We start from the raw sequence: 25,419 nt of genomic DNA on the forward strand, positions 1-25,419 counted from the left end.
TTACGTTTATCATGTAGTTTATTTCCCTTTATAAAACCATCTTATTGGAGGTAATTATACCATGTATGTGGATGAATCTCATTCTATTAATAATCTACGCATTTAACGGAAGAACCTAAAAGATACCCCTTATTGTTCCTTGATGAGCTTATTCGTCATCTGATGATTCATCCGTAAGCTTTGGAGCTTTGAACTTGACAACTGTTCTAAAACCACTGATAGGACTAATCTTTCGCTTTCTTATTTCGTCACTTGACAGCAATGTAGCCTTATTGTCTTTGTGTTCAACAAGGATAAAAGCTAAATCCTCATAGTGTACACGTAGACTATCAGACACTATCTGATGGTAGGCTTTCCGGTATTTCTCCTGCTTCATAAAGGAATCTGAACGTGAGCAGAGGAAGACGATGCGGTTGTCTATCTTGAAATAATGTGAAGGATACATATCATCAATAGACCATTCTCCACCCATAAACATATCGTAATAAGCTGGTTGGATAACAAAAACGTCACTGTTGATATAGACACCATTTGTATAAACACCGTGATCTTCATATCCATATCCACATTTAAGAATAAACGTACTATCCTTAGGATATTGCTTAATAAAACGATGAATACATCCCAAAAAGGCTGATTTCATCTCTGTAGTGTCTACAAGAACCAAACTGTCTAATGCATTACTTTCTGTTGTTTTTTGACAAGTCTTATTACAACAGGAGGATAGGAGGGTAAGAAGAAAGACGAAGAAGAGTGCAGTTTGTTTCATACTTTTATTATGTTGAAGTCTTATATCTTTATTCTTTAAAATCTTTCTATATTCTATTCCTACAGCAATCCCTCTTCAATACGCTGAATAATCTCTTCTGGAAGAATATTATTCATACAAGCGAAGTCACCTCGATGGCAGGGTTTGTTACCAAAGACAGAGCAAGGACGGCAAGAGAGTGTATTGATTTGAACAGCATCTTCTTCCTTCTGTTGCCAACCCATAAATCCACAATAAGGATGGGTTGCACCCCATACACTAACCACTCGTGTACCAGCGAGGGAAGCAAGGTGCATATTAGCACTATCCATTGAAACCATAGTGTCGAGATGACTCATAAGGATGAGTTCCTTTTCGAGTCCTTTAAGGACGTTAGCAACGCAAAGACATTGTGGATATTGTGCTGCCCATTGGTTCAATATTTCTATTTCTTGTTTACCACCACCAAAGAGGAAGATACGCCAAGAAGGATGTTTCTCAGTTAGTTTTCGCACTACAAGTTCCATTTTTTCCTGTGGATACATCTTACCTGCATGGGCTGCAAAAGGTGCTATACCTATCCATCGTTCCGATGATTGCTTTACACCTATTATATTAGGGAGAAGCTGTAAGTCGCCACCTTCAACTGGGAAGATACTCGTAAATTCAGGTTTAATAGGATAGCCTAATGCTTCGAGTACGTCAGCATAGTTTTGAAAAGAGGTAGGCTGCTGTATGAAAACCTTATTTTCTTCCCGACAGAGTAGCTTCTTTCCTTGCTTATGCTTATTGATATGTGCCACAGCTTTGCCATCGAGAAGGAAACGTAAGCGAAGGAAACGGGTTCGGAGTACGTTATGGAAATCGGCTACAGCTGTAAATTGCTTTGCTACCAACCGACGGTAAAGTGCGTTTAATCCTCTAAAACCTTTATATTCTTCTTTCAAATCGGCAGCCATAAAGTCGACATTTGGTGCCAAATGCTGAAAGAATGGCTGTGCAAAAGGACGAGAAAGCACACTTATTCTCACATCTGGATACTGCTTTGCAAGCGAATAAACGATGGGAACTGTCATAGCAATGTCGCCCATAGCAGAGAATCGGATGATAAGAATATGTGGGGTTTTCATAGGCTAACAGAAATAAATAAGCAGGATAAAGAATAGAGGAAAAAGGTTATTATTGATAAAGATAAGCAATAAGATATGCTTATTCAATAACTAATAAAGTGCATTGATGTTTACTCTGAGCGAGTAATTACGCCCCTCCCTATGCAGCGTGGGAGGGGCATCATTTTATTTCTTGTTGTAAAGAATCGGATTGGTTGCAGGGTCGTTGTACATTTTCATCTGACGATAAACCTTCATGTACTTACGGCCATGCTCAATGTCATCGAGCAATTGGTCGATGGCAAGACTGAGATCCTTTTGTTGTTCGAGGAGGATATTCAGCTTAGACTTACATTTCTCAATGTGCTCAGCTGAAGCATCCTTGCGCTCAGTCTGCTCCTTCATGTGATAAATTTTCAATGCAAGGATAGACAAACGGTCAACTGCCCATGCTGGACTCTCGGTATTGATAGTTGCATCTGGGAGTGGACTTACGTCAGAGTAGAGTTGACGGAAATACGAGTCAATCTGCTCAACAAGGTCTGTACGGTCCTGGTTAGAGCGGTCAATACGATGCTTGAGACTCATTCCTTCGTCTGGGTTGATATGTGGGTCGCGGATAAGGTCCTCGAAGTGCCACTGTACTGTGTCAATCCAGCATTTCAGATAGAGACGGTTTTCAATGGAATCTCTGTCGTAAGGGTTATTAATCGGCGTATCTACATTGTCCGTAATATGATAATCACGGATTGCCTGATTGAAAATCTCGTTACAATGTTTTGTAAATGACATTCGGTTTTTATTTTTCTGTTTATTCTGCAAATATAAAGTAAATTCCTTAAAGGACAAAATAAAAACTCTTGTTTTTCATTGTTAATCGCTTAATCTCAAATCAGTCATGAGTGCCTAAACATATTTTATTTTCTTATCGAGCGGCTTGTCTGTCTTTACAATGTAGGAGTAGTGAACTATATCAAGTCATAAAGACAGACAAGATGCGATAAGGAATATCCTTTCTAAGTGGATTTCATGTGCTTATAAGCCCCTCAGAATATACCACATATCTATACAATAAGTTTATATTTTGTTTGCTGTCATTTTAACAGTTAGTATTAACTACTTGTCAATTAAGTGCTTATAAGTTTATAAATAGTGACAGAAGTGACAGGAAAATCATTTTAAGCCACTAACTATCTACAAAATTAAATCCATTTTTTCATTGCTTCATTCGGAATAGGAGAGGGTAAAACTTCCTCCACACAGGTGCTATTCCTTATTTATGTAGACCTCAATTCCATATTTGTGGACGAGTTATAATTAACCTTTTCCCCTTTCCTAATCATGGTATGGAGGTTCAACACATATGATGCGGATGCTTAGCACGTATTGTGCGAACGCTTAACACCAATGGTGCGGATGCTTTATAAGCTTGCAAAAAGCATACTACACCTAAAATGTAAAAGGCAATTAAGAGTGTTTTACGATGTCGGATAGAATACGCATGATGAGTGACAATAAACAACATCATTGTATTTTCGTCTTAATAATAATAAGGTGTAGTAGTTTATAAAATCAGTTTAATTCCATGTAGTGGCATAAATAAAGTTTTGAATAATCTGATATAATTGTTTGATTTATCGTACAATTAAGTGTAAAAACGCCCAAAAACATGCACAAAGCTATATGGTTTGTGCAATAGATAGTGTATTTTTAATAAAAAAACTTGCACACATGGAAAAAAAACAGTTCCTTTGCAGCGCATTTTGAATTTGGAAATCAATATTAAACATTTTAAAACTTACAATTATGTCAGAAATTGAATCAAAAGTAAAGGCTATTATCGTAGAGAAGCTCGGCGTTGATGAGGCTGAGGTAAAACCAGAGGCAAGTTTCACAAACGACCTCGGTGCTGACTCTTTGGATACAGTAGAGCTCATCATGGAGTTCGAGAAGGAGTTCGGTATTTCTATTCCAGACGATAAGGCTGAGAAGATCTCTACAGTAGGCGACGCTATCTCTTACATCGAGGAGAACGCTAAGTAAGGTTTACTCAAGATAAAAGTACCAAGCAAAGCGTATGCCTTTGCTTGGCTTTTTTTTTAACTTTACTTTTTTAATTTATATTTCACGCATGGAATTAAAAAGAGTAGTTGTAACAGGTCTTGGCGCCGTTACTCCATTGGGTAACACTCCAGAGGAGACTTGGCAGAACATGCTGGCAGGTAAGAGTGGTGCTGCTCCTATTACACATTTCGATACAACCCAGTTCAAGACGAAGTTTGCTTGTGAGGTAAAAGACCTTAACATCAATGATTACATTGACCGTAAGGAGGCTCGTAAGCTCGACCGTTACACTCAGTTGGCTATGATTAGTGCTATGCAGGGTGTTAAGGACGCTAACATCGACTTAGAGAAGGTTGACAAGAACCGCGTAGGTGTAATCTACGGTGTAGGTATTGGTGGTATCAAGACATTCGAAGATGAGGTGAGTTATTACGCACAGCATCCAGAGAATGGTCCTAAGTTCAATCCTTTCTTCATTCCGAAGATGATTGCAGATATCGCTTCTGGACAGATTAGTATGCTGTATGGATTCCACGGTCCTAACTATACAACAACATCTGCTTGTGCTTCTTCAACTAACGCTTTGGCTTCAGCATTCAACCAGATTCGTCTTGGTAAGGCTGATATCATCGTTAGTGGTGGTGCTGAGGCTGCTATTTGCGCTTGTGGTGTAGGTGGTTTCAATGCTATGCATGCACTTTCTACACGCAATGATGATCCAGAGCACGCTTCACGTCCATTCTCTGCAAGCCGCGATGGCTTCGTAATGGGTGAGGGTGCTGGTTGTCTTATCCTTGAGGAGTTAGAGCATGCAAAGGCTCGTGGTGCTAAGATTTACGCAGAGATGGTTGGTGAAGGCGAGTCAGCTGACGCTCATCATATCACTGCTTCTCACCCAGAGGGTCTTGGTGCTAAGCTCGTTATGAAGGCAGCACTTGAGGATGCAGGTTTGAAGCCAGAGGATATCGACTATATCAACGTTCACGGTACATCAACTCCTGTAGGTGATATTTCAGAGGCAAAGGCTATCAAGGCTTTGTTTGGTGATGCTGCTTACAAGTTGAATATCTCTTCTACAAAGAGTATGACAGGTCACCTCCTCGGTGCAGCTGGTGCTGTAGAGGCTTTGGCTTGTGTCATGTCAGTGAAGGAAGATATCGTTCCTCCAACTATCAACCATGAGGAAGATGATAAGGATCCTGAATTGGATTACAACTTGAACTTTACGTTCAACAAGGCACAGAAACGTGAGGTACGTGCTGCACTTAGCAACACCTTCGGTTTCGGTGGTCACAATGCTTGTGTTGTATTCAAGAAGTATGCTGAATAATATAATTGATAGAGTAAAGCTCCCTTTCCGCAAGGAGAAGGAGCTTTATTTGTCTTTGTACCAAATTATCGGCATTATTCCTCACGATATCAGTTATTATAAGACTGCACTCTTGCACAAGAGCGTAGCGCGTCGTAACGCAAAGGGTAAGCCAGTAAACAATGAACGCCTTGAGTTTCTTGGTGATGCTATTCTCGATGCCATTGTCGGTGACATCGTTTATGAGCACTTCCCAGGCAAGCGTGAAGGTTTCCTGACCAACACTCGTTCAAAGATAGTACAACGCGATACGCTAAACCGCCTGGCAAAAGAGATGGGAATCTGTCAGTTGATTCTCTCTAACGGGCAGACGTCTTCGCATAACAGTTATTTAGGTGGTAATGCTTTTGAGGCACTCGTAGGCGCTCTCTATCTTGATCATGGCTACAATGCTTGTATGAAGTTTATGAAGCAACAAGTCCTTGGGAAGCTTATCAATATTGATAAGGTTGCTTACAAGGAGGTGAACTTCAAGTCAAAACTCATCGAGTGGAGCCAGAAAAATAAGGTCAATATGGAGTTCAAGCTGATTGAAAACCAAAAGGATAAACAGGGTAGTCCCACTTTCCATTTCCAAGTGATTATGGAGGGTATTCCATGTGGAGAGGGACACGGTTATTCTAAGAAGGAAAGCCAGCAAGAGGCTTCCAAACTTACGCTCCAGCGTTTGCGTCGTGAGCCCCAGTTTATAGATGAGGTTTTTGCCGCCAAAGCCAACCGTACAAAGATGGAAGAAGAACCAGTGCTCAATGTTCCTGAGACTTCACAGGACATGAACTTCATTGAAGGTTCTGAACCAAAGGTTGAGAAACATGAGAATCCTTTCCAAACAGAGGTCTTTGATGAGAAATCATCGGCTGCTGATGAAGTGAAAGAAGAACTAACTGATTCCTCTGTTGAGGAAGAAAAGAAGGCTAACAATGAGGATTTTGACCTCTCTGATATTTCTCATTCTAAGTCTATTGACCGCGAAGCTATTATCGCTGCTGCTGAGGCAGAGGCTTTTGAAAATTAATAAATAGCGGTAAAAGAATTAATAAGACAGGCGTTTACAGCCGATGGTAAGTGATAATACCTATCACATTCATCATCTTCTGTAAACGCCTGTTGCTTTTTTTGCTGTTCTGTTAGTATCTAATAAGGTACTATTTAAGGCTAATAAGCCTAATTATTTCTATTAGCCTAATAAGCCTAATAAGGCTAATTGGTCCAATTAGGCTAATAAGCCCAATAAACCCAATAAGCTCAATAGGTCTAATAGCCTATTACTTTGTCATAATTTTTCACATCTTGATTTTTAATAGCTGCTCTTTTGGCTTCTAAAAGACGCCCAATTGACTTGCAAAAGGTGCCCTTTAAGACTCTTACTAACGCCCTTTTGAAGTCCAATTAAGCACCTTTTACCTTACTACTTTATAACTAATTGATTTCCTTATGGTTACAAATCTATTTTTTGTATGTGCTTTTGTCGTTATTTATAGATATCTTATTTGAAATTATGTAATGTTTTTTCATATCCTTGTCTGTAAAGGATCAGTACGATAAGACGGTTGTCACATCAACAATACCGCTCGTTGTGGCTGATTAATAACGGAAGAGGAGAGAATGATTTCTCGTCTTATTCAATCCATAAAAGCATTAAAATCTATGAAACTAACAATAAGAAATAAACTATCGGGACTCATCCTCTTTGCGTTGATGATGTTCTGTAGTCAGGTATCAGCACAAGACTTCACTGCTACTGGTACGGTATCTGATAGCGGTCATGAGCCACTTATTGGCGCTTCGGTGAGTGTTGTAGGCGGTAAGGTGGGTGCTATCACTGATATTGATGGTAATTTCACTATCCAGTGCCGACAAGGTGATATGCTCGAAATCTCCTATGTAGGCTATACAAGTCGTAAGGTGCAGGCTGGAAAAGACCTAAAAGTCGTGATGGAAGAGGATGCCAAGACACTTGATGAGGTGACTATCGTGGGTGTTGGATACGGTAAGATGCGTAAGAGCGACCTTACGGGTGCCATTGCCTCAGTCAATTCAAAGGATATGAAACAGGGTGTTATCACCTCTACTGAGCAGTTGTTGCAGGGTAAGGTGGCTGGTCTTTCTATCGTACAAAGCTCTGGAGCTGTTGAGTCAGGTGCTTCTATCCGTCTTCGTGGTGGTACGTCTTTGTCGGCAAGTAATGGTCCGTTGGTTGTTGTAGATGGTATTCCAGGTGTTGATATCAACTCTGTACAACCTTCAGAGATTGTCAGCATGGATATTCTCAAGGATGCCTCTGCTGCGGCTATCTATGGTTCTCGTGGTGCAAATGGTGTTATCATCATCACTACCAATCGTCAAGGTTCAGACACTGAGGTGAATACTATTCAGTATAATGGCTATGTTGCCTTAGCTTCTGCAGCCAAAACACTCGACTTACTATCGGCAAATCAGTGGCGTAGTTATGTTCGTTCAACAGGCAATATGAGTGCTTTAGACTTCGGAGCAAGCACCGACTGGCAGAAAGAACTTATGCGTACGGCTGTCTCTCATGGGCATAATATCAACTTCTCATCGTCAAAGAAGAAGCATGGATATCGTGCCAGCTTCACTTATAACAACAATGAAGGTGTCATTAAGAACAATACTATGAACCGACTTGCTGGTTCTCTCTCTGCTTATCAGACTGGAATGAATGGTCGTTTACGTTTGGATGAGGGCATCAACACCAACTTTGACAGTTGGCATCCAGTCGATAACCGTATCTTTGAACGTATGACTAACCTTCAACCTACCTTCCCTGTCTATAATCAAGACGGTAGCTATGCTCAATTCAATGGTACAAACACAGAGAATCCAGTTGAGTTAAACAACAACAGAACCGAAGACCGCAAGCGTCATCGCTTCTTAGGCTACTTGAAGGCAGAGCTTTCTCTCCTCGAAGGATTGGTTGCTACGGTCAATACATCCTATGAATTCAACTCTGTTAAGTCGGGCTTATACAAGCCTACTTACGCTCGAATGGAGGGACAGAGTGAGCATGGATGGGGTCAGAGAATCTATGATGACTATACAAATAAGCAGTTAGAACTTTACTTAACATACGATAAAAAGTTCGCAGACATCCACCATTTGAATCTTATGGGTGGTTATTCTTACCTCGATAACACCTATGAAGGCTTCAGTTCAACACACCCTCAACGATCTTGACACAGAGTGGAAGCACGAGTTTGTATTTGAGAATCTGCGCCGTACAACCAACATCCGCTTTGGAACTTACTTCAAAGCGTGGTGGGAGAAGCCAGCCGATCCTGCCGACAAGCATACAGGTATCTATCCAATTCCACAAGAGGAGTTGAGCAAGAACCCTAACTTAAAGCAGAATCCTGGTTACGAAAGTTAATTTTTGATGGGTTTAGTGTTATAAAGATGCCCAATGGTACGGTAGGGATTTTAGGTCCATGCAGTTGCCATTGGGTTTTAAGGGCTTTATTAGAGAAGCTTTATACGGCTTGGAATAAGCTACTAACGCTTACGAAAACAGCCTCTTTTATGATACAATAACCCATGTAATATCAAGTTAATAACATGACTTTCTCCTATAGAAAAGCTGTCTGTGGCAAATTACTTTCATGAAAAAAAACATTTTTCATCGTGAAAAGAAAGATTTATTATCATGAAAAGAAAGATTTATTATCATGAAAAGAAAGATTTATTATCATGAAAAGAAAGATTTATTATCATGAAAAGGAAGATTTATTATCATGAAAAGAAATCTTTTTCTTCATGAAAATAATTCGAGAAAGATGCCTTTTTATATGGTTGAAGTTCTTCTTTATGGTATTTAAAGTTTATCTTTGTACTTACGAAAGGATAGCTTTTGCAATGCGGCAGAGAGTAGGATAGCGGTATCAATATAAGAAGTAGGAATCTTTCTGCACCAGCTTTGGGAATAGGAAAGTCAGCTAAGAGAACATTAAACAAGATGAAGTTGAAATCAGTATTTACATTTGCAGCTGTCTCAGGATTGCTTTTTGCGTCTTGTGCAGACAGCTATGAGGGTGCACCTAAGAAGACTGAAGGCAGTCAACAGGCTACTCAAGTCGTGCCTGTTGCCGTTACGAAGTCAAACACCATGCAGGTGTATGCACATTATATGCCTTGGTTTGAAACCACCACATCCAACCCTAAGAACGAAGGAAAGTGGGGTTATCACTGGACAATGAAGAACTGTGACCCTAATAAGACCGATGCTAACGGCAAAAGGCAGATAGCTTCACACTATTATCCACAGACGGGTCCTTACGCAAGTGGCGATGATGCTGTGTTGGATTATCAGTGTTTGCTGATGAAATATGCTGGCTTAGACGGTGTAATGGTCGACTGGTATGGCATTAATAGTGATAATTCAATCGCTTTACATAAGTCGAATACTGAAGCACTCTTCCGTGCCTTGAAGCGTGCAGGACTCAAGATGAGTGTCGTTTATGAAGACAGAACACTCGAAGGGGCGACAGATAAGGTTGGAACAGTACGTCAGGACCTCCGCTATTTAGCTGAGAACTTCTTTAAGGACGATAGTTATGTGAAGGTTGAGGGTCGTCCATTGTTATTAGACTTCGGTCCTATTCAGATGGAATCGCCAAAAGACTGGTATCGTAGTTTCTCTATCCTCACCACAAAACCAATGTTCCTTGTGTTGGAAGGAAAGATGGGCAGCGTTAATAATGCCACCTATTCAGACAATGCACAAGGTGTTTATACGTGGGTAAATCCTAATCCTAACTACGCAATAGCAAAGGATTATAAGTGCTTTGTAGGCGGTGCTATGCCTGGTTTCTGGGACTATTACAAAGAAGGTGAGGGCGGTACAGGCTATCAGACATACAGTGCTGAAAACGGAGCATTGTTCCAGCGACAGCTTGATGCAGCCCGACAGGCAGGTTTGAAGTATCTGCAAATAAGCACATGGAACGACTATGGCGAGGGAACTTCTATCGAACCAACATTAGAGTATGGATATAAATACCTCCTTATGTTGCAGAAGTTCACTGGCGTAAGTTATCAGCAAGCCGACTTAGAACTTATCTATCGCTGGTATCAAGCACGTGTTGCTCAACCTAATAATGCGAAGGTTAAGGAGGCTTATAATGCCCTTGTACAGCTGAAAACAGCTGAAGCAAAGGCACTATTAGACGCCATCAACGGTAAGAATTAGTATTATTAAAATCTCAATAAATGAAAACAGAACGTTTAAAAAAACTCTTTTTAATGCTGTGCTTTGCACTCCTTCCAATGGCAATGATGGCAAAGCAGGAAGCTACGGTAAGTTCACCTTCGGGCAATCTGACACTGACTGCGGGTGTTGATAATGCTGGACGACCTTATTATTCTTTGCGTCGTGGTGGGGAAGTAATCCTTCTCCCTTCAGCTTTGGGCATGAAACTGAAAGATGGAAGTCTTGATAGTGACTTCCGTGTTGTGGCTTTTGCAAGAGCTACAAAGGACGAAACGTGGCGCCAACCATGGGGAGAAGAAGTCGATGTGCGCAACCATTATAACGAACTTATTATGAAGTTGGCACAGAAGAAAGGACAGCAGCGACAGCTGAATATCGTCTTCCGTGTCTTTGACAATGGTATGGGCTTCCGTTATGTATTCCCAGAACAAAAGCAGTTGAAGGACTTTGTCATCACAGATGAGGCTACAGAGTTCTGCTTTAAGGGCGATCCAGAGGCATGGACATTGCCTTATGATGTTGGTTACTATGAGGGACTGTGGACAAAGGACCACTTGAGTAAGAAGGGAAAGGTATGCACCCCTGTTACTATCGAGGCGAAACCAGACCTTTATATGATGCTTCACGAGGCAAATCTGACAGACTATTCTTCGCTGAATGTTAAGCCTGTAGAGACAAAAGATGGTAGCGTAAGATTGAAGGCTGAGTTAGTTCCATGGTCAAATGGCGACTTGGTACGTGCAAAAGCTCCTTTCGTCAGTCCTTGGCGTATGTTGTCAGTGGAGAATAAGGTAGGTGGTTTGATTACAAACCGTGTCATGTTGAACCTCAACGACCCTTGTAAGATTAAGGATACATCATGGATTACAACAGGAAAGTATGTTGGTGTATGGTGGTGTTACCACATGCAGACAGCGACTTGGGCGATAGGTCCTAAGCATGGTGCCACAACCGAGAATACAAAACGCTACATCGACTTTGCTGCACAGCATGGTTTCAAGGGCGTATTAGTTGAAGGTTGGAACTATGGATGGGAAAACGACTGGGGTAAGGAAGGTGATAAATTCAACTTCACAAAGGCTTATCCTGATTATGACTTTGAGGGATTGCAGAAGTATGCACTGTCAAAGGGTGTCTCACTCATCGCTCACAACGAGACTGGTGGCGCTGCAAAGAACTATGAGAACCAGTTAGAAGAAGCCTTCTCTCTCTATGAGAAGATGGGCATCAAGGCTGTTAAGACGGGTTATGTCAATAATCTAATGGACGATAAGGAGCACCAGCACTCTCAATATGGTGTGCGTCACTATCGCAAGGTGATAGAGGCTGCAGCCCGCCACCACATTATGGTGGTTAATCATGAGCCTGCTATGCCAACTGGTTTACAGCGCATTTATCCAAACCTTATCGCCAGTGAGGGTGTAAGAGGACAAGAGTGGAATGCTTGGGATGGCAATGGTGGTAATCCTCCTTATCATCTTTGCGTACTTCCTTTCACTCGTCAGTTGGCTGGACCGATAGACTTTACACCAGGTATCTTTAACCTTGAAGGTAGGGTTTATCCTAATACGCATCCGCACACAACACTTGCTAAGCAGTTGGCTGAGTATGTTGTTATTTATACTCCATGGCAGATGGCAGCCGACGAAATCGAAAACTACAAGGATCAACCAGCCTTTGCTTTCATCGAGGCAATGCCTTCTAACTGGCAAAAGACTGTGATTCCTATGGCGGAGATAGGTAAGTATATCGTTACTGCGCGTAAGGATCGCGATAGTGAGAACTGGTTTGTTGGAGGTATGGGTGATGAGAATGCACGTGATATTAAGTTGAAACTCGACTTCCTTTCACCGGGTACAAGCTACAAGGCTATCATCTATAAGGATGGTCCAGATGCTGAATACGATAAGAATCCTTATTCTATGACGATCGAACAGCAGGTGGTTAATAGCGAAACTGTACTCAACTTGCACTTAGCTAAGAGTGGTGGTTTTGCTATTCAGTTGGTTTGTTTGAAGTAAGATAACTTTTTAAAAGATGATTATCAAGCCTTTACGATTGTCTATTTAGGCTTGGTAATCATCTTTTCTTTTGTACTATTGGGTAAAAGTTTACCCTTATAAAGTTGATCATTTACGCCTTACGATATCTCTTATCATGCCAATTATGATTCTTCAGAACCCTTTTCTTTCTCTTTGTTGATATCCCGCACATATGGTGCGGAGGGTTAGCACGAGTGGTGCGGGGCGTTAGCACCAATGGTGCGGAGGGTTAATCAGGATGCAATATGTTGTTAGTATAGTTATTGTATAGCATAGAAATGATAGGAAAGAATCCTAACTTTAAGTTGTTCTTTTTACTTTCAAAACTTGTGTTATCAGATTTTTTTTGTTAGTTTTGCACTGTATAATGCGCACATAGATTATATAGTAAAATACTACTGGTTACGTGATTGATAATGATTTTATTGATGTTGTTTGTTGTAATGGGAAACAACTTTGTATTACATCTATATCATCTTTTCAGCCGTAAAAACATAGAGAATATGAAAATTAATAGATTAATCGTTACTTTGGGTATGATGGCTATTGCCATAACCGCACATGGTCAGACCTCAACTATATCGGGTGTATTACTCGATTCTTTGACCCATGAGGGCGAACCATACGCCACTATCAGAGTCTACAAAGGTAAGAAAAGCGAAACACCAGTGGCTATGTCGGTGACAGAAAAGGACGGAAAGTTCTCTCAAAAGGTAACAGGACAGGGCAGTTATCTCGTTTCTTTTACTTCAATGGGACGTAAGGAAATTCTGCGTAAGGTACAACTTACGGCAACAGGTGGTATTATCAACCTTGGAAATCTCCTTGTACAAGACGATACAAAGCAGTTGAAAGATGTCGAGGTTGTGGCACAAAAGCCGCTGGTAAAGATGGAAACCGACAAGATGACCTACGATGTTCAGAGTGATAACGATGTCAAGACAAACACCGTACTTGATATGTTGCGCAAGGTTCCGATGGTAACTGTGGACGGACAGGATAATATTACTGTCAATGGACAAGGTTCCTTCAAGGTCTATGTGGACGGAAAACCTAACGTAATGTTCTCTTCTAATCCCTCACAGATATTCAAAGCAATGCCTGCTTCGGCTGTGAAATCTATCGAAGTAGTCACAAACCCTGGTGCAAAATATGATGCAGAGGGTGTCGGTGGTGTGCTGAATATCATCATGAACACTGGTGATGGAAAGAGTAAGGCAAAGATGAACGGATATAATGGCAGTGTAGCTCTTACCTTAGGCAACAATGGTTCTCGCACCACAACCTTCTTTAGTGGACAGCAGGGAAAGCTCACCTACAGTGCCAATGTCATGGGAGCGAAATTCAAGTCAAACGGAACAGAAACCGAAATGCGCCGTACTTCTTCTGATGGGTCACGTATGGACTATTGGCAAAAGGGCAATACAAAAATCAATTTTACGATGGCTAACATCAGTTTAGGCTATGAACTCGATTCGGTGAGTAATATTGGTGCTACGTTCGGGTTGACTGGTCACACGATGAAAAACGATGGTCATCCTACGACAACCTTCTCAGGTGGAGCCTATGGAACTGGTTTCACGTATGGCAATGAGATGACAATGGAGAATAAAAACATGTCGTTTAACGGTAGTGTTGACTATCAACGCTTCTTTAATAAGGCACGTACAAGTAGTCTGACATTGAGTTATCTCTTCACAACCTCACCTGCAGAAAACAACAATCGACGCATTTATGACGCCTTACCAGCAGGTGTGTCGATCCCTTTAACAGACCTTTATTCGGCTGCAAAGATGCGTGGAACAGAGCATACTGTGCAGGTTGACTTCACGACTCCATTAGGAAAAGGACAGACATTGAGTACTGGTTTGAAGTTTATTTCTCATCGCAACTCGTCTGACTCTAAGTTCTATGACATTACAGGTGGTACAGAGGTTTATAATGCAGCTAACAGTGTGAACTATAAGAACACGCAGAGTATCTTGGCAGAGTATGCTGAGTACAGTGCGACAATGGGTAAGTTGGGTGCAAAGGCAGGTCTGCGTTATGAACATACGTGGGAGAAGGTGAACTTTATTGTTGGTTCTGGTGCCGACTTTAAGAAGAATTATGGAAGTCTTGTTCCCTCTGCCAGCCTCAGTTATAACATCTCTGGCGGTGTCAACTTAGGCTTGAATTACAACATGCGCATCAGCCGTCCGGGTATTAGTTACCTCAACCCATATATCGATCGTTCTAATCCAACAGTCTTGAGCTATGGTAATCCGAACCTATCGGTTGAGAAGAGCCACAACGTTAGCTTAGTATTCAATTACTTTACACCAAAGTTTATGATGAACATGACACTTGGTGAAGCTTTTGCCAACAACCAAATTGAGCAGTATTCATTCATGAACGGAACCGTATTAAATACTACCTACGGCAATATTGTACGTAGTCGTTGGACCAACTTTACTACCTTTATGAACTATGCTGTCACCCCTAAGACACGTATCATGCTCAATGGAGGAGTTGACTATGGAGATATTCGTTCAGAGAAGTTGGGCGAATACAACCATGGCTGGCAAGCAAGCGCATTCTTAGGAGTACAACAAACCTTCCCATGGAAGATAAATTGGAGTGTGTTTATGGGTGGACTGACAAAGAAATACTTATTGCAGGGATATAATGGAGGTTTTAATATGTTCACATCAACCCTTTCAAAGAGTTTCATCAAGGACAAACTCAACCTCAGTTTGATGTATTTCGTTCCGCTGACAGGCAAGATGCACATCAAGCAATACAGCCATGGTGCTAACTTCGAGAACCACATGAACATCACGATACCAGCACAGCAGGTGGCATTAACCATCACTTGGAATTTTGGAAATACTAAGAAGCAGTTCCAAACACATGAGAGTAAGATTTCAAATGACTTCCAAGAGAAGAAGAACGACCAACAAATGAATGGTGTTGGAATGGGTGCTGGTACTGGTATGTAGCCCTATCTCCGAATTATTTTCATGAAAATAAATATTTCTTATCATGAAGAAAAATATTTCTTGTCGTGAAAATAATTCTTTTTGTTCATGAATAAAATTCATAGTTGTGGTCTTCCTGTACGATGAACATACGTAGAATGTAGGTTTTCTACATGTTTATTCTACGTAAAAAGAGCATAAAAAAGAAGCGATATCAAGGTGTTTTTGATATCGCTTTTTCCTTTTCTTGTATCTTGTAATTGTTTGTTAGTTAGCTGGTTAATGGTTATACAAGTTTGTGTCACACAAGTTTGTGTCACACAAACTTGTGTGATTGCTATTTTATTACTATATTTGCAGTCGTAAGACAAGGTAAAACGTAATCGTTATGTGCAAGAAATTTGTTTATGGAGTAGCTGTTTCCGATTATAACTTCATAGGAAGAGAAGTGGAAACAAAGCGATTGATGAATAATTTCAGAGGTGGTATCAATACCATTCTGATGTCTCCTCGGCGACTGGGAAAGACTTCCTTGGTGATGCGTGTGTGTGAAAAGCTGAAGTCAGAAGATATTATTACGATTTATTTAGACATCTTTGGATGTAAGAGCGAATATGACTTTTACAACCGTTTGGCGTCAGAAGTACTGAAGCAGACGGCATCAAAGCAGAGTATGTGGCTCGAGGAGGCAAAGGAGTTTTTGTACAGACTTACGCCAAAGATATCATTCAGTCCAGAACCGAACAGTGATTTTGCTATTTCTTTGGGTATAACACCGAAGACGCATACGCCAGAAGAAGTGCTTGAGATGGCTGAAAAGATTGCCATAAAGAAAGGAAAGCAGATTGTTGTCTGTATTGATGAGTTCCAACAGATAGGTGAGATGACTGATAGTAAGCATGTACAGGCACGATTAAGGAGTGTATGGCAACATCAGAAGCATGTATCTTACTGTCTTTTCGGTAGTAAGCATCACTTGATGAGTAGCATCTTCCTACACCGCAGTATGCCTTTCTATCAGTTTGGCGACTTGATAGTACTCGACAAGATACCATCGGCTGAGTGGGTGGAGTATATTGTCAGTCATTTTGCAGATGGTAAGAGGACTATCAGTTCAGCCCTTGCGGAAGAGATATGCAGCTTCACCGACAACTATTCAGCCTATGTTCAGCAGTTATCTTGGCTCGTTTATACACAGAAGGAAGAAGGAGAGACAGTGGATGAAACCGATATCAAGCAGGCTACAGACGACCTTTTAGCAACGAATGAGGTACTCTTTATGCAGATGGTTGAACCCCTCTCGGAGTATCAACTTAACTTTCTGCGTGCCTTATGCTCTGGTGTTACGAAGGACTTTGGACTTGCAAAGATACGAGAGAAATATCAATTGGGGAGTTACTCGAATATCAACCGATTGCAGAAAGCACTCCTTGAGCGTGACTTGATAGAAAAACGTGGGACAGAGTTGGCTATTACTGACCCTGTTTTTGCCAAGTGGTTTCAACGAAAAATGATGTTTTAAGAATCAGAGAAGGCATAAAATAAAAGGCGTCAAGTCAATAGTTTTTATCGTATTACATACTTTTCTTATACGAAGAAACTATTGACTTGACGCCTTTAATCGACTTTATTATAGTCTTATTCCTTATCCATAGTGTAGCATTACGCCGTTATCATCTTACGTGATATGCGTAGGAGGATGGCGAAGAGGATAACTGCAGTGATGAAACCAGCGATGGCATCAATGAGATAATGCGCTTGAATATAAACAGTGGCACAGCAAAGCAGAAGATAGAAAGGTGCAAGGATAGCTAAAAGTTTATAGTTGCGGTCGTGCCAAAGGAGCAACATACAGATAGTGCTAACACCAACGTGTGAGCTTGGGAAGGCTGCAGTAGGACGCTCACCAGCAGCCTTAGCATCCTCAACGAGGTGATAGAAAATGCCATCAGTATATCCGGGGCTTGGTAAACACTCCTGATGATGGTTGAAGTAGTCGTGAACATTAGGGAAGATACCCGCTGTCACGTTCTGCAAACCTATCGCCTTGTAATAGAAGGTAGGTCCTGTTACAGGCACGAAGATGAATACGATGTAATAAATAAAGAAGGAAGAGAGGATGATAAAGGTAGCTCTATTAAACTCCTTATAGTACCATCCGAAGTAATAAACAGCCGTTGCGGCTATCATAGGATAGTAGGCTGCATAGCCCATATCGAACAACTCGCTGAAGAGATGTCCCGGCAAAGCCTTTGAGAAGAGTAGGGCTGGCTGACAACCAAAGAGGTCTTGCTCCCATTGCGCAAATAGATGGTCGAGGTTGGGCAGGTGTCTATTGATTTCAAAGGTGTCAGGATACCACCAAGCAAGCAGTCCTAACTGTACGCCAACACGTAGGAAACGAGTCGCCCTACAGGGAGCTAAGCGATAAACCACCCACATAGCAGCCGTCAAAGCGACGATGCGTAGACGCCCGAAGATCATTGCCTGCGGGTTGTTAATGGTGGTGTACATAAAGAAGATGACGATGAGTGTCAGCACCAAGTAAGCCATTACCACCCATTCGTATGCCATAAGACCCTTTACGGGCTTCTTTTCTAATTTAAATAAGTCTATGATGAATTGTTTCATTGTTTGTTGTTATTGGGCTTATTAGGCCTATTAGCCTTATTAGCCTAATTGGGCCAATAAGGCTAATAATAATTAGCTATCCTATAGCCAGCCTTCTTTTTTATACCATTCAATAGTCTCTTTCACGCCTCGTTGGAGGTCATATTCAGGCTTATAACCTAACTCTTCAATCGCTGGGCGGATGTTACAACGCCAGTTACGCTGCTTTAGAATCTGGTATTTGTCGTTGTTTAAAGCCGAAATCTTACCTGTCGCATGTCCAATAAGGTCGCCAAAGAACGTGACAACACGTAATACCCATATCGGAGCTGTGATGCGAATCCACCAAGGACGACCTAACTCCTCGTGGATAAGGTCGCTAAAGGTAGTACTCTGATAGACGTTCCCATCACTTAGGAAGTAGGCACTGCCTATCTTTCCGTGGTCAAGTGCAAGGAAGGTAGCCTGTACCACGTCCTTAACATATACGAAGGTGATATCCTGCTGCTTATAACCAACAGCAAAGTCGCTATGCCCCTTGATGCTCTTTGCCATTAGGAAGTAATCCTTCTCACGTGGTCCATATACGCCTGTTGGGCGCAAGATGATATAAGGAAAGGACGAAGGCAACAACTGTTCAGCCTCCAACTTACTCTTACCGTAAGCCGTGTTAGGTCGAGGAGTGTCTGTTGGCTCAATCTCCTTATAAGGTTGTTGCTCTCTGATAGCACCGAAGATGCTAAGGCTTGAGAGGAAAACAAAACGCTCCAAAGGCTGATTAAGTTCCTGCAGCGCCTGTACGAAGTTGCGCGTACCATCTCGATTGACACGGAAGAAATCCTCTTTGTTTAAGCATTTTGTCACACCAGCGGCATGAACAACATAGTCAAACTGATGTCCAGAGAGCTGTTCTTTTAGCTTGTCAACAGATGAGAAGTCAAGTTCTATGAAGTGAATACGCTCATCTTGTAGGTATTCTCGTGAGGAAGTACGGCGTACTACCGCCCAAGTTTCCATACCCTTGCGCAGTGCTTCCTCCACGATAAAGGAGCCTATGAAGCCCGATGCGCCTGTTATAAGTATCTTTTTCATTAAAAATTTCGTTGCAAACGTTTGCAAAGATACAAACTTTTTCGTTACTTTGTGGAAAATAACAAAACTCAAGTTTCGGTTTTTAGATGTTTTGTATGTAATGAACAGCATTGCAACTAAGTATCAAACCGTTTTGTCTCGGTCTACCGGACATGTGCTACGGCTATTTCGGACAACTTGTCCGAAGCCTCCGGACAATAATGTTCGATGGCTTTCAGGATTGCTTAGGATAACCTTTACTTGAGTTCAAAACAACTAATTCCACTATGAGGAAAGAAAAGAAAAGCAGCAAGCGATTGACTAAGAAGCAGCTTGCAGAGAAACTCATGAGTTTCTTTCAGACACAACCCGACGAGACATTTAGCTTTAAACAGATATTCCATGCACTCAAACTGACCACCCATCCAGCCAAAATGTTGGCGATAGATGTGATGGAGGAATTGGCGTGGGACGACTTCCTTTCAAAGGTTGGAGAGAGTGCTTACACGTTGAATACCAAGGGACAGGTGCAGGAAGGTACCTTTATCCGTAAGGCGAATGGTAAGAATACATTCCTGCCAGAGGATGGTGGTACACCAGTCTTTGTCTCTGAGCGTAATTCTATGGCGGCTTTGAATGGCGACCAAGTGAGAGTTCAGTTCATGGCACGCCGTCAGAACCATATAAAAGAGGCAATGGTCATCGCGATACTGCAACGGAAGAAAGACACCTTCGTTGGAAGGTTGCGGGTCGAGAAGGACATTGCCTTTCTTGTAACGCAGGAGAATCTCTTTATTCATGACATCCTTATCCCTAAGAAGAAACTAAAGGGAGGAAAGACAGACGACCGTGCTTTGGTGAAGATTACCAAGTGGCCTGATGCCGATCATAAGAACCTTGTGGGCGAAGTGGTGGACGTCTTGGGTGAAGCTGGTGACAATGATGTGGAGATGAATACCATCCTTGCACAGTATGGATTGCCTTATAAGTATCCTAAACGTGTCGAGGATGCTGCCGAGAAGATAAGTGCTGAGATCACAGCACAAGACTATGCGGAACGTGAAGACTTCCGTGACGTATGGACTTGTACGATAGATCCACGCGATGCGAAGGACTTTGACGATGCACTTTCTATCCGAAAGTTAGAGAGTGGACTGTGGGAAGTGGGCGTACATATTGCTGACGTGTCGCATTATGTCAAAGAAGGAGATATTATTGACCGTGAAGCGCAACAGCGTGCAACGTCAGTTTATCTCGTAGACCGTACTATCCCGATGCTTCCAGAGCGTCTTTGTAACTTTATCTGTTCGCTCCGTCCAGACGAAGAGAAGCTTGCTTTCAGTTGTATCTTCAACCTTGACGATGAAGCAAACGTAAAGGCTTACCGCATTGTGCACACGGTTATCAAGTCAAATCGTCGTTATGCCTATGAAGAGGCACAGCAGATATTGGAAGACAACGGTGTTGTTGATGGTACAGGTGAGCCTGCTCCAACCCCAGGAAAGGCAGGATATAAAGGCGAGAATGCCGAGCAAATCATTACACTCGACCGTCTTGCGAAGTTGATTCGTTGTCGTCGTATGAAGGCAGGAAGTGTTAAGTTCGATTCAGAAGAACTCCACTTCGACATTGATGAGAAGGGTAAGCCTATCCGTTGTTACTTTAAGCGATCAAAGGATGCCAACAAGTTGATTGAAGAGTTTATGCTCTTGGCTAATAAGACAGTAGCAGAAAGCGTTGGAATCGTGAAGAAAGGCAAGAAAGCAAAGACCCTTCCTTATCGTGTTCATGACAATCCTGACCCACAGAAGTTCGAGAACTTGCGTGAATTTACAGCCAAGTTCGGTTATAAACTCAAGTCTGCAAGCACGAAGGGAGCCACTGCTCGTGCGTTGAATAAGCTGATGGACGAGGTACAAGGCAAACGTGAAGAGAAGGTAATACAGACGATTGCACTCCGTTCGATGATGAAGGCGAAGTATACCACGCACAACATTGGTCACTTCGGACTTGCTTTTGATTATTACACCCACTTCACCTCGCCTATTCGTCGTTATCCTGACACGATGGTTCATCGCTTGATAACACGCTATCAGAACGGTGGTCGCTCGGCTAATAAGGAACATTACGAGGAGCTTTGTGAGCATTGTTCAGACATGGAACTCGTTGCACAGAATGCAGAACGCGACTCTATCAAGTATAAGATGGTTGAGTTTATGAGCGAGCATATCGGTGAATGCTATGATGCACACATCTCTGGTATACAAAGTTTCGGCATCTATGCGGAGATTGATGAGAACCATTGCGAGGGTATGATACCAATGCGTGACCTCGACGATGACTATTACGATTTCGACGAGAAGAACTATTGTCTTGTTGGTCGTCGTCGTCACCATGTCTACCAGCTTGGTGATCCTATCCGCATACAGGTGGCTAAGGCCGATTTAGAGCGTAGACAACTCGACTTCGCACTTGATGATGGTCGCCCATTAAAGGCAAAGCAGGCTGTTGCTGAGTATGCTGTAAATAGGAAGAACGACCGAAAGAGCAGCAAGCGTGGTAGCAAGAGCCGCAGAAGAAAGTAGTTATCAAGGTGAGACGAAAGATATTCTTTTCACACAAAGAGGAACTATGGAACTCATGGAGTCATAGTGGAGGAATCGTACTGGGCGTAGTGTTCGGTACGATTTTCCTTGTTTGGTGCTCTAAGGAGCGGTCTGGTTGGGCAACAGCAGGTGTGATATTATATCTTGTCGGGATGCTTTTCAGTTATATCACATCGACCGTCTATCATGCCCTCTCTGCCCATTCCGTATGGAAAGAACGGTTGCGAAAGTGGGACCATGCAGCCATCTATTGGCACATAGCAGGCTCTTATTCGCCCATAACACTGATAGCCTTGCGCAATCAAGGTGCTTGGGGCTGGGGTTTGTTTGCCTTTGTATGGCTCTGTGCGATACTTGGCACCATTTCATCCTTCCGTAAACTGCGTGACCATAGTAACTTAGAAACGTTGACATTCATTGGTATGGGACTATCTGTATTGGTCGCTTTCAAGCCATTAGTCGATGCTTTGGAAACGCAATCGCTCGTCTGGATCTTTGCAGAAGGAGTCATGTATATCACCGGTGCACTGTTTTATTCGCTCAATAAGCGTAAGTATATGCACACAGTATTCCACTTCTTCGTCCTCGCAGGTAGTATTTGTCACATCATAGCCGTGTGGGGAATCCTAATGGAATACCTATGATTTGTACTCATATAAACCCTAAAAGAAATGTTTAAACGTAGCATCTTGCTCTCCCTAATACTCATTCTTGCTGTTGTGAATACGCAGGCGCAGGAACGAAAATACACTCGTCTGAAAGGCTATTATCGTGTCTACCAGAGCACAAACTCCATGCTTAGCTATTTCATTGACGGTATGATGGAGTTTTATATACCGCTTTCTGACACTGCTGCTGAGGCTTCAGAAGGGAAGAAGGGTTCACCTTTTGTTGAACGGAAGTTCCTTGGTGAGCGTCGTCGTAAGGCTCCGAAAGCCAATGGTGATGATACCTTTGTGCGTATTTCATTACCGAATCTGGAACGGCAGACCCTCCTTAAGAGTATTGACAGCGAGGAATACTCCACTCGTAACAATGGGGATGTGTACCGATGGGCTGATAAATGCGGTAAGATAAGCAAGGAAAAGCGGAAGATTAATGGGAAGACAGAGGTCGTGACAACCCTTGAGATGGACGAACTCGTTGGTCAACCAAAGCACGAAATAGATATGAGTCAGCTGCGTATGTATGGTATCGTGGCTCGGATGACACAGTATGATGAGAGCGAGAGTTACCTCTCTAACAATCTTCTCCTTGCCTCACAGAAGCATCAAACCTTCTTTGCTCACTACCGTGGAGAGGATGATGACGAGCGAATAGACGTCTGGAGTGAGTTCTATGTGTCGGACCGTATGACCATTACTGAGAGCGAACTCAAACGTATAAAGAAGGAGAAAAACAGCGTTTGGACCTTCTCTATCCCTGCTGTTGTCCCACCTTTAGATAAGGAAGTGGCTGAGGCTTGGACCAAGATGGTGGAATATTGAGGGAGAGTAGAGACGAAGGAGTTAAGGAGTAAAAGCGAGTGAGAGGAGTTAAGACGAATGTTCTATAATTAACTTAACGATTGTCTTTAGTGTTAGTTATGGGATAATACACAATTATCCACAACCAAAGTATAAGACAGAAACGTTAATATTGAATTGAAGAATGAAGAAAAGTATCTTTGTATTCTTGACATGTTTAGTGTTAGTAAGCTGTGGGCAGCAACGGAGCAACATCTCTTTTCCAGAAGAGAAGTTCACAGTCGACTTGCGACTTCCTACTACCCCAGTGAAGGATCAAGGGTCGAGTTCGCTCTGCTGGGTCTATGGAATGCTTGCAACCCTTGAAACAGAGCATATCATGCGGGGCGATTCTATAAACCTAAGTCCTGACTATGTGGCACGTATGTACCTTAGTGAGCAGGCAAGTCGTCGCCGTTTACTCCCTAATAAGATTGTTCAGAAGGAGGCTGGTATTACAACGCGTGGTATGTGTACTATGGCACTCGACCTTATACAAACCTACGGTTTGCAGCATTATGATGCCTATCGTCATAAGCTAAATATGGACTATAACGTTCTTTGTCGTAAGTTGGATAAGGGCAATGATGCGGAGAAACTATTGGATAAGTATATCGGTCCGCTACCTAAACAGGTCTTTATGTTAGGCGCATTATACACTCCATTAGAGTTTGCACATAGCGTATGCACTGATGATGAGTACATAGCACTAACCAGTTTCACACATCATCCTTACGGACAACGCTTTCCTTTGGAAGTACCTGATAATTACTTTCATGACACTTTCCTCAATGTTCCACTCGACACGATGATGAACCGCATTGTTCAGAGTCTACGTTCAGGACATCCAGTGTGTTGGGAAGGCGACACGTCAGAGCCTGGTTTCTTATTTGGAAATGGTTTTGCTGTGTTGAAACATGAAGACAAAAAGGTGACAGCTGAGCGTCGACAGGCTTCTTTTGAAGCGCATCGTACAACCGATGACCATGTTATGGAAATCGTAGGCCTGGCTCATGACCAACACGGTCGTCGCTTCTTCCTCTGCAAGAATAGTTGGGGAACAGCCAATCGCTACCATGGTTTTATGTTCTTAAGTGAGAACTATGTGCGCATGAAGACTATTGCTGTGGTGCTACGAGCTATTTAAGACGAATACAATACAAGGTGATAGGGACTGAACACTCAGCCCCTATTTTTGTTACTATACTCATGAGAGTAGCCCTACTAAGACTAAACAGCCACAGAATAAGCCTAATGCGTCCTAAGTATCAACTCACCTCCTGTCTGCATCACAGGGACCTCAACCTCCGAAGAATACTCCTTATAATTAAACTCCCCATCTGGTAGACGATACAAACTAAGCTTACTGTCTTCCTCAGCAGCACATGAGATCTGCACCGTCTGACTATGTGTATTCTTCAGTTTTATGGGTTGGTAAAACATTAGATAACCTCTTTCTCCATTAAACCCATTCGGTATTTGGCTCTCTATACCATATCTGACTTTATTACAAATGGCAAAGCTATCCTTCTCGTTAATAGTTCCATTCGTTTCTATCCTTACCTTCACAAGCTGCTTGCGAGGGATGAATATATTCTGCTCATACACCTGTCCTTGCTGTAAACGACCTGGCATTCCATAAGCATCATAGAAGAGCTTCTTCTCACTCAACGGACGTACTGCTGTGATATCAGTAGGTAATAGATACACTTTGTCATCCAACTTACTCAAATCCAACGTCATCTGTAGATGGTATACGAAGCCTTCTTCAGGTGAATAAGTGGTTAAAGACTTTAATTCTTTGTCGTTTAAATTGAAAAACATTATGTAGTTACCATCCTTATCCGTCGTTGCTTTGGCCTTATGATAAACCTTAGTAGAATAAAGAGTAGACATAATCGTGTAGTCCAACTTCAATTCTATGTTAGGAATTGGCTGTCCGTCTGGCGTTTTAGCAACCCCTTTAATAATCAAACTCTTAGGATCTGGCTTATCAATAAAGTCATCTTCTTCAGAATGACAGCTTGCCAATAGCAACATAACTACTGGTAAAGCAAGTAGATACAATAATACCTTCTTCATAATCCATTCATTTTTAGTTTTAAGTTAAG

17 protein-coding genes and 2 pseudogenes are annotated in these 25,419 nt (G+C 42.1%); 13 read left to right on the top strand and 6 right to left on the bottom strand.

The window, feature by feature from the left end; translation table 11 throughout:
• Positions 1–148: 148 nt before the first annotated feature.
• The 3 genes from J4861_RS11795 to J4861_RS11805 form a co-directional block, all read right to left on the bottom strand.
• Positions 149–769 carry a hypothetical protein gene (locus J4861_RS11795; RefSeq protein WP_211816992.1) on the bottom strand — a complete coding sequence of 207 codons (621 nt, stop codon included), beginning with the start codon at positions 767–769 and terminating at the stop codon, positions 149–151.
• A 59-nt stretch (positions 770–828) separates the two neighbouring features.
• A complete protein-coding gene (locus J4861_RS11800; RefSeq protein ID WP_211816993.1) occupies positions 829–1,878 on the bottom strand; it encodes a glycosyltransferase family 9 protein in 1,050 nt (349 codons plus the stop codon).
• Positions 1,879–2,043: 165 nt separating this feature from the next.
• Positions 2,044–2,649: a DUF4254 domain-containing protein gene (locus J4861_RS11805; protein WP_211816994.1), complete on the bottom strand. Its 606-nt coding sequence runs from the start codon at positions 2,647–2,649 to the stop codon at positions 2,044–2,046.
• 1,014 nt (positions 2,650–3,663) lie between these two features.
• Between J4861_RS11805 and J4861_RS11810 the strand changes: the two genes are divergently transcribed.
• The 9 genes and pseudogenes from J4861_RS11810 (at position 3,664) to J4861_RS11850 (ending at position 17,038) form a co-directional block, all read left to right on the top strand.
• Positions 3,664–3,900 carry an acyl carrier protein gene (locus J4861_RS11810; RefSeq protein ID WP_004358972.1) on the top strand — a complete coding sequence of 79 codons (237 nt, stop codon included), beginning with the start codon at positions 3,664–3,666 and terminating at the stop codon, positions 3,898–3,900.
• A gap of 88 nt (positions 3,901–3,988) precedes the next feature.
• Positions 3,989–5,251, top strand: coding sequence for a beta-ketoacyl-ACP synthase II (gene fabF / locus J4861_RS11815; protein ID WP_211816995.1), 1,263 nt, complete (start codon positions 3,989–3,991; stop codon positions 5,249–5,251).
• Positions 5,241–6,305: a ribonuclease III gene (gene rnc / locus J4861_RS11820; protein ID WP_211816996.1), complete on the top strand. Its 1,065-nt coding sequence runs from the start codon at positions 5,241–5,243 to the stop codon at positions 6,303–6,305. The genes fabF and rnc overlap by 11 nt, the downstream gene beginning before the upstream one ends.
• A gap of 632 nt (positions 6,306–6,937) precedes the next feature.
• Positions 6,938–8,467, top strand: a pseudogene (locus J4861_RS11825) (SusC/RagA family TonB-linked outer membrane protein); the annotation flags it as partial.
• Position 8,468: 1 nt separating this feature from the next.
• A pseudogene (locus J4861_RS11830) lies at positions 8,469–8,678 on the top strand (RagB/SusD family nutrient uptake outer membrane protein); the annotation flags it as partial.
• Positions 8,679–9,260: 582 nt separating this feature from the next.
• A complete protein-coding gene (locus J4861_RS11835; RefSeq protein WP_211816997.1) occupies positions 9,261–10,493 on the top strand; it encodes a glycoside hydrolase family 99 protein in 1,233 nt (410 codons plus the stop codon).
• Between the two features lie 20 nt (positions 10,494–10,513).
• Positions 10,514–12,535 (top strand): glycoside hydrolase family 97 protein, encoded by a 2,022-nt coding sequence (locus J4861_RS11840; RefSeq protein ID WP_211816998.1) that lies wholly within the window; start codon positions 10,514–10,516, stop codon positions 12,533–12,535.
• A 524-nt stretch (positions 12,536–13,059) separates the two neighbouring features.
• Positions 13,060–15,537 carry a TonB-dependent receptor domain-containing protein gene (locus J4861_RS11845; RefSeq protein ID WP_211816999.1) on the top strand — a complete coding sequence of 826 codons (2,478 nt, stop codon included), beginning with the start codon at positions 13,060–13,062 and terminating at the stop codon, positions 15,535–15,537.
• Between the two features lie 367 nt (positions 15,538–15,904).
• The gene (locus tag J4861_RS11850) at positions 15,905–17,038 is read left to right on the top strand and encodes an AAA family ATPase (RefSeq protein WP_211817000.1); all 1,134 of its coding nucleotides are present in this window, start codon (positions 15,905–15,907) and stop codon (positions 17,036–17,038) included.
• A 140-nt stretch (positions 17,039–17,178) separates the two neighbouring features.
• Here J4861_RS11850 and J4861_RS11855 read toward each other — a convergent pair whose 3' ends face one another.
• On the bottom strand, positions 17,179–18,147 hold the full coding sequence (locus tag J4861_RS11855) for a phosphatase PAP2 family protein (protein WP_211817001.1): 969 nt from the start codon (positions 18,145–18,147) through the stop codon (positions 17,179–17,181).
• A gap of 81 nt (positions 18,148–18,228) precedes the next feature.
• Positions 18,229–19,218 carry an NAD-dependent epimerase/dehydratase family protein gene (locus J4861_RS11860; protein WP_211817002.1) on the bottom strand — a complete coding sequence of 330 codons (990 nt, stop codon included), beginning with the start codon at positions 19,216–19,218 and terminating at the stop codon, positions 18,229–18,231.
• Positions 19,219–19,484: 266 nt separating this feature from the next.
• On the opposite strand from J4861_RS11860, the gene rnr reads away from it, so the two are divergent.
• The 4 genes from rnr to J4861_RS11880 all read left to right on the top strand — a co-directional run bounded on the left by rnr (position 19,485) and on the right by J4861_RS11880 (position 24,455).
• Positions 19,485–21,782: a ribonuclease R gene (gene rnr / locus J4861_RS11865; RefSeq protein ID WP_211817003.1), complete on the top strand. Its 2,298-nt coding sequence runs from the start codon at positions 19,485–19,487 to the stop codon at positions 21,780–21,782.
• An 8-nt stretch (positions 21,783–21,790) separates the two neighbouring features.
• On the top strand, positions 21,791–22,447 hold the full coding sequence (gene trhA / locus J4861_RS11870) for a PAQR family membrane homeostasis protein TrhA (RefSeq protein WP_211793687.1): 657 nt from the start codon (positions 21,791–21,793) through the stop codon (positions 22,445–22,447).
• 27 nt (positions 22,448–22,474) lie between these two features.
• A complete protein-coding gene (locus J4861_RS11875) occupies positions 22,475–23,290 on the top strand; it encodes a hypothetical protein (protein ID WP_211817004.1) in 816 nt (271 codons plus the stop codon).
• A 163-nt stretch (positions 23,291–23,453) separates the two neighbouring features.
• A complete protein-coding gene (locus tag J4861_RS11880; protein WP_211817005.1) occupies positions 23,454–24,455 on the top strand; it encodes a C1 family peptidase in 1,002 nt (333 codons plus the stop codon).
• A 104-nt stretch (positions 24,456–24,559) separates the two neighbouring features.
• Here J4861_RS11880 and J4861_RS11885 read toward each other — a convergent pair whose 3' ends face one another.
• Positions 24,560–25,390 (bottom strand): hypothetical protein, encoded by an 831-nt coding sequence (locus J4861_RS11885; RefSeq protein ID WP_211817006.1) that lies wholly within the window; start codon positions 25,388–25,390, stop codon positions 24,560–24,562.
• Positions 25,391–25,419: the final 29 nt, after the last annotated feature.

It is taken from the genome of Prevotella melaninogenica (genome assembly GCF_018127925.1).
Classification (GTDB): Bacteria; Bacteroidota; Bacteroidia; order Bacteroidales; family Bacteroidaceae; genus Prevotella; species Prevotella melaninogenica_C.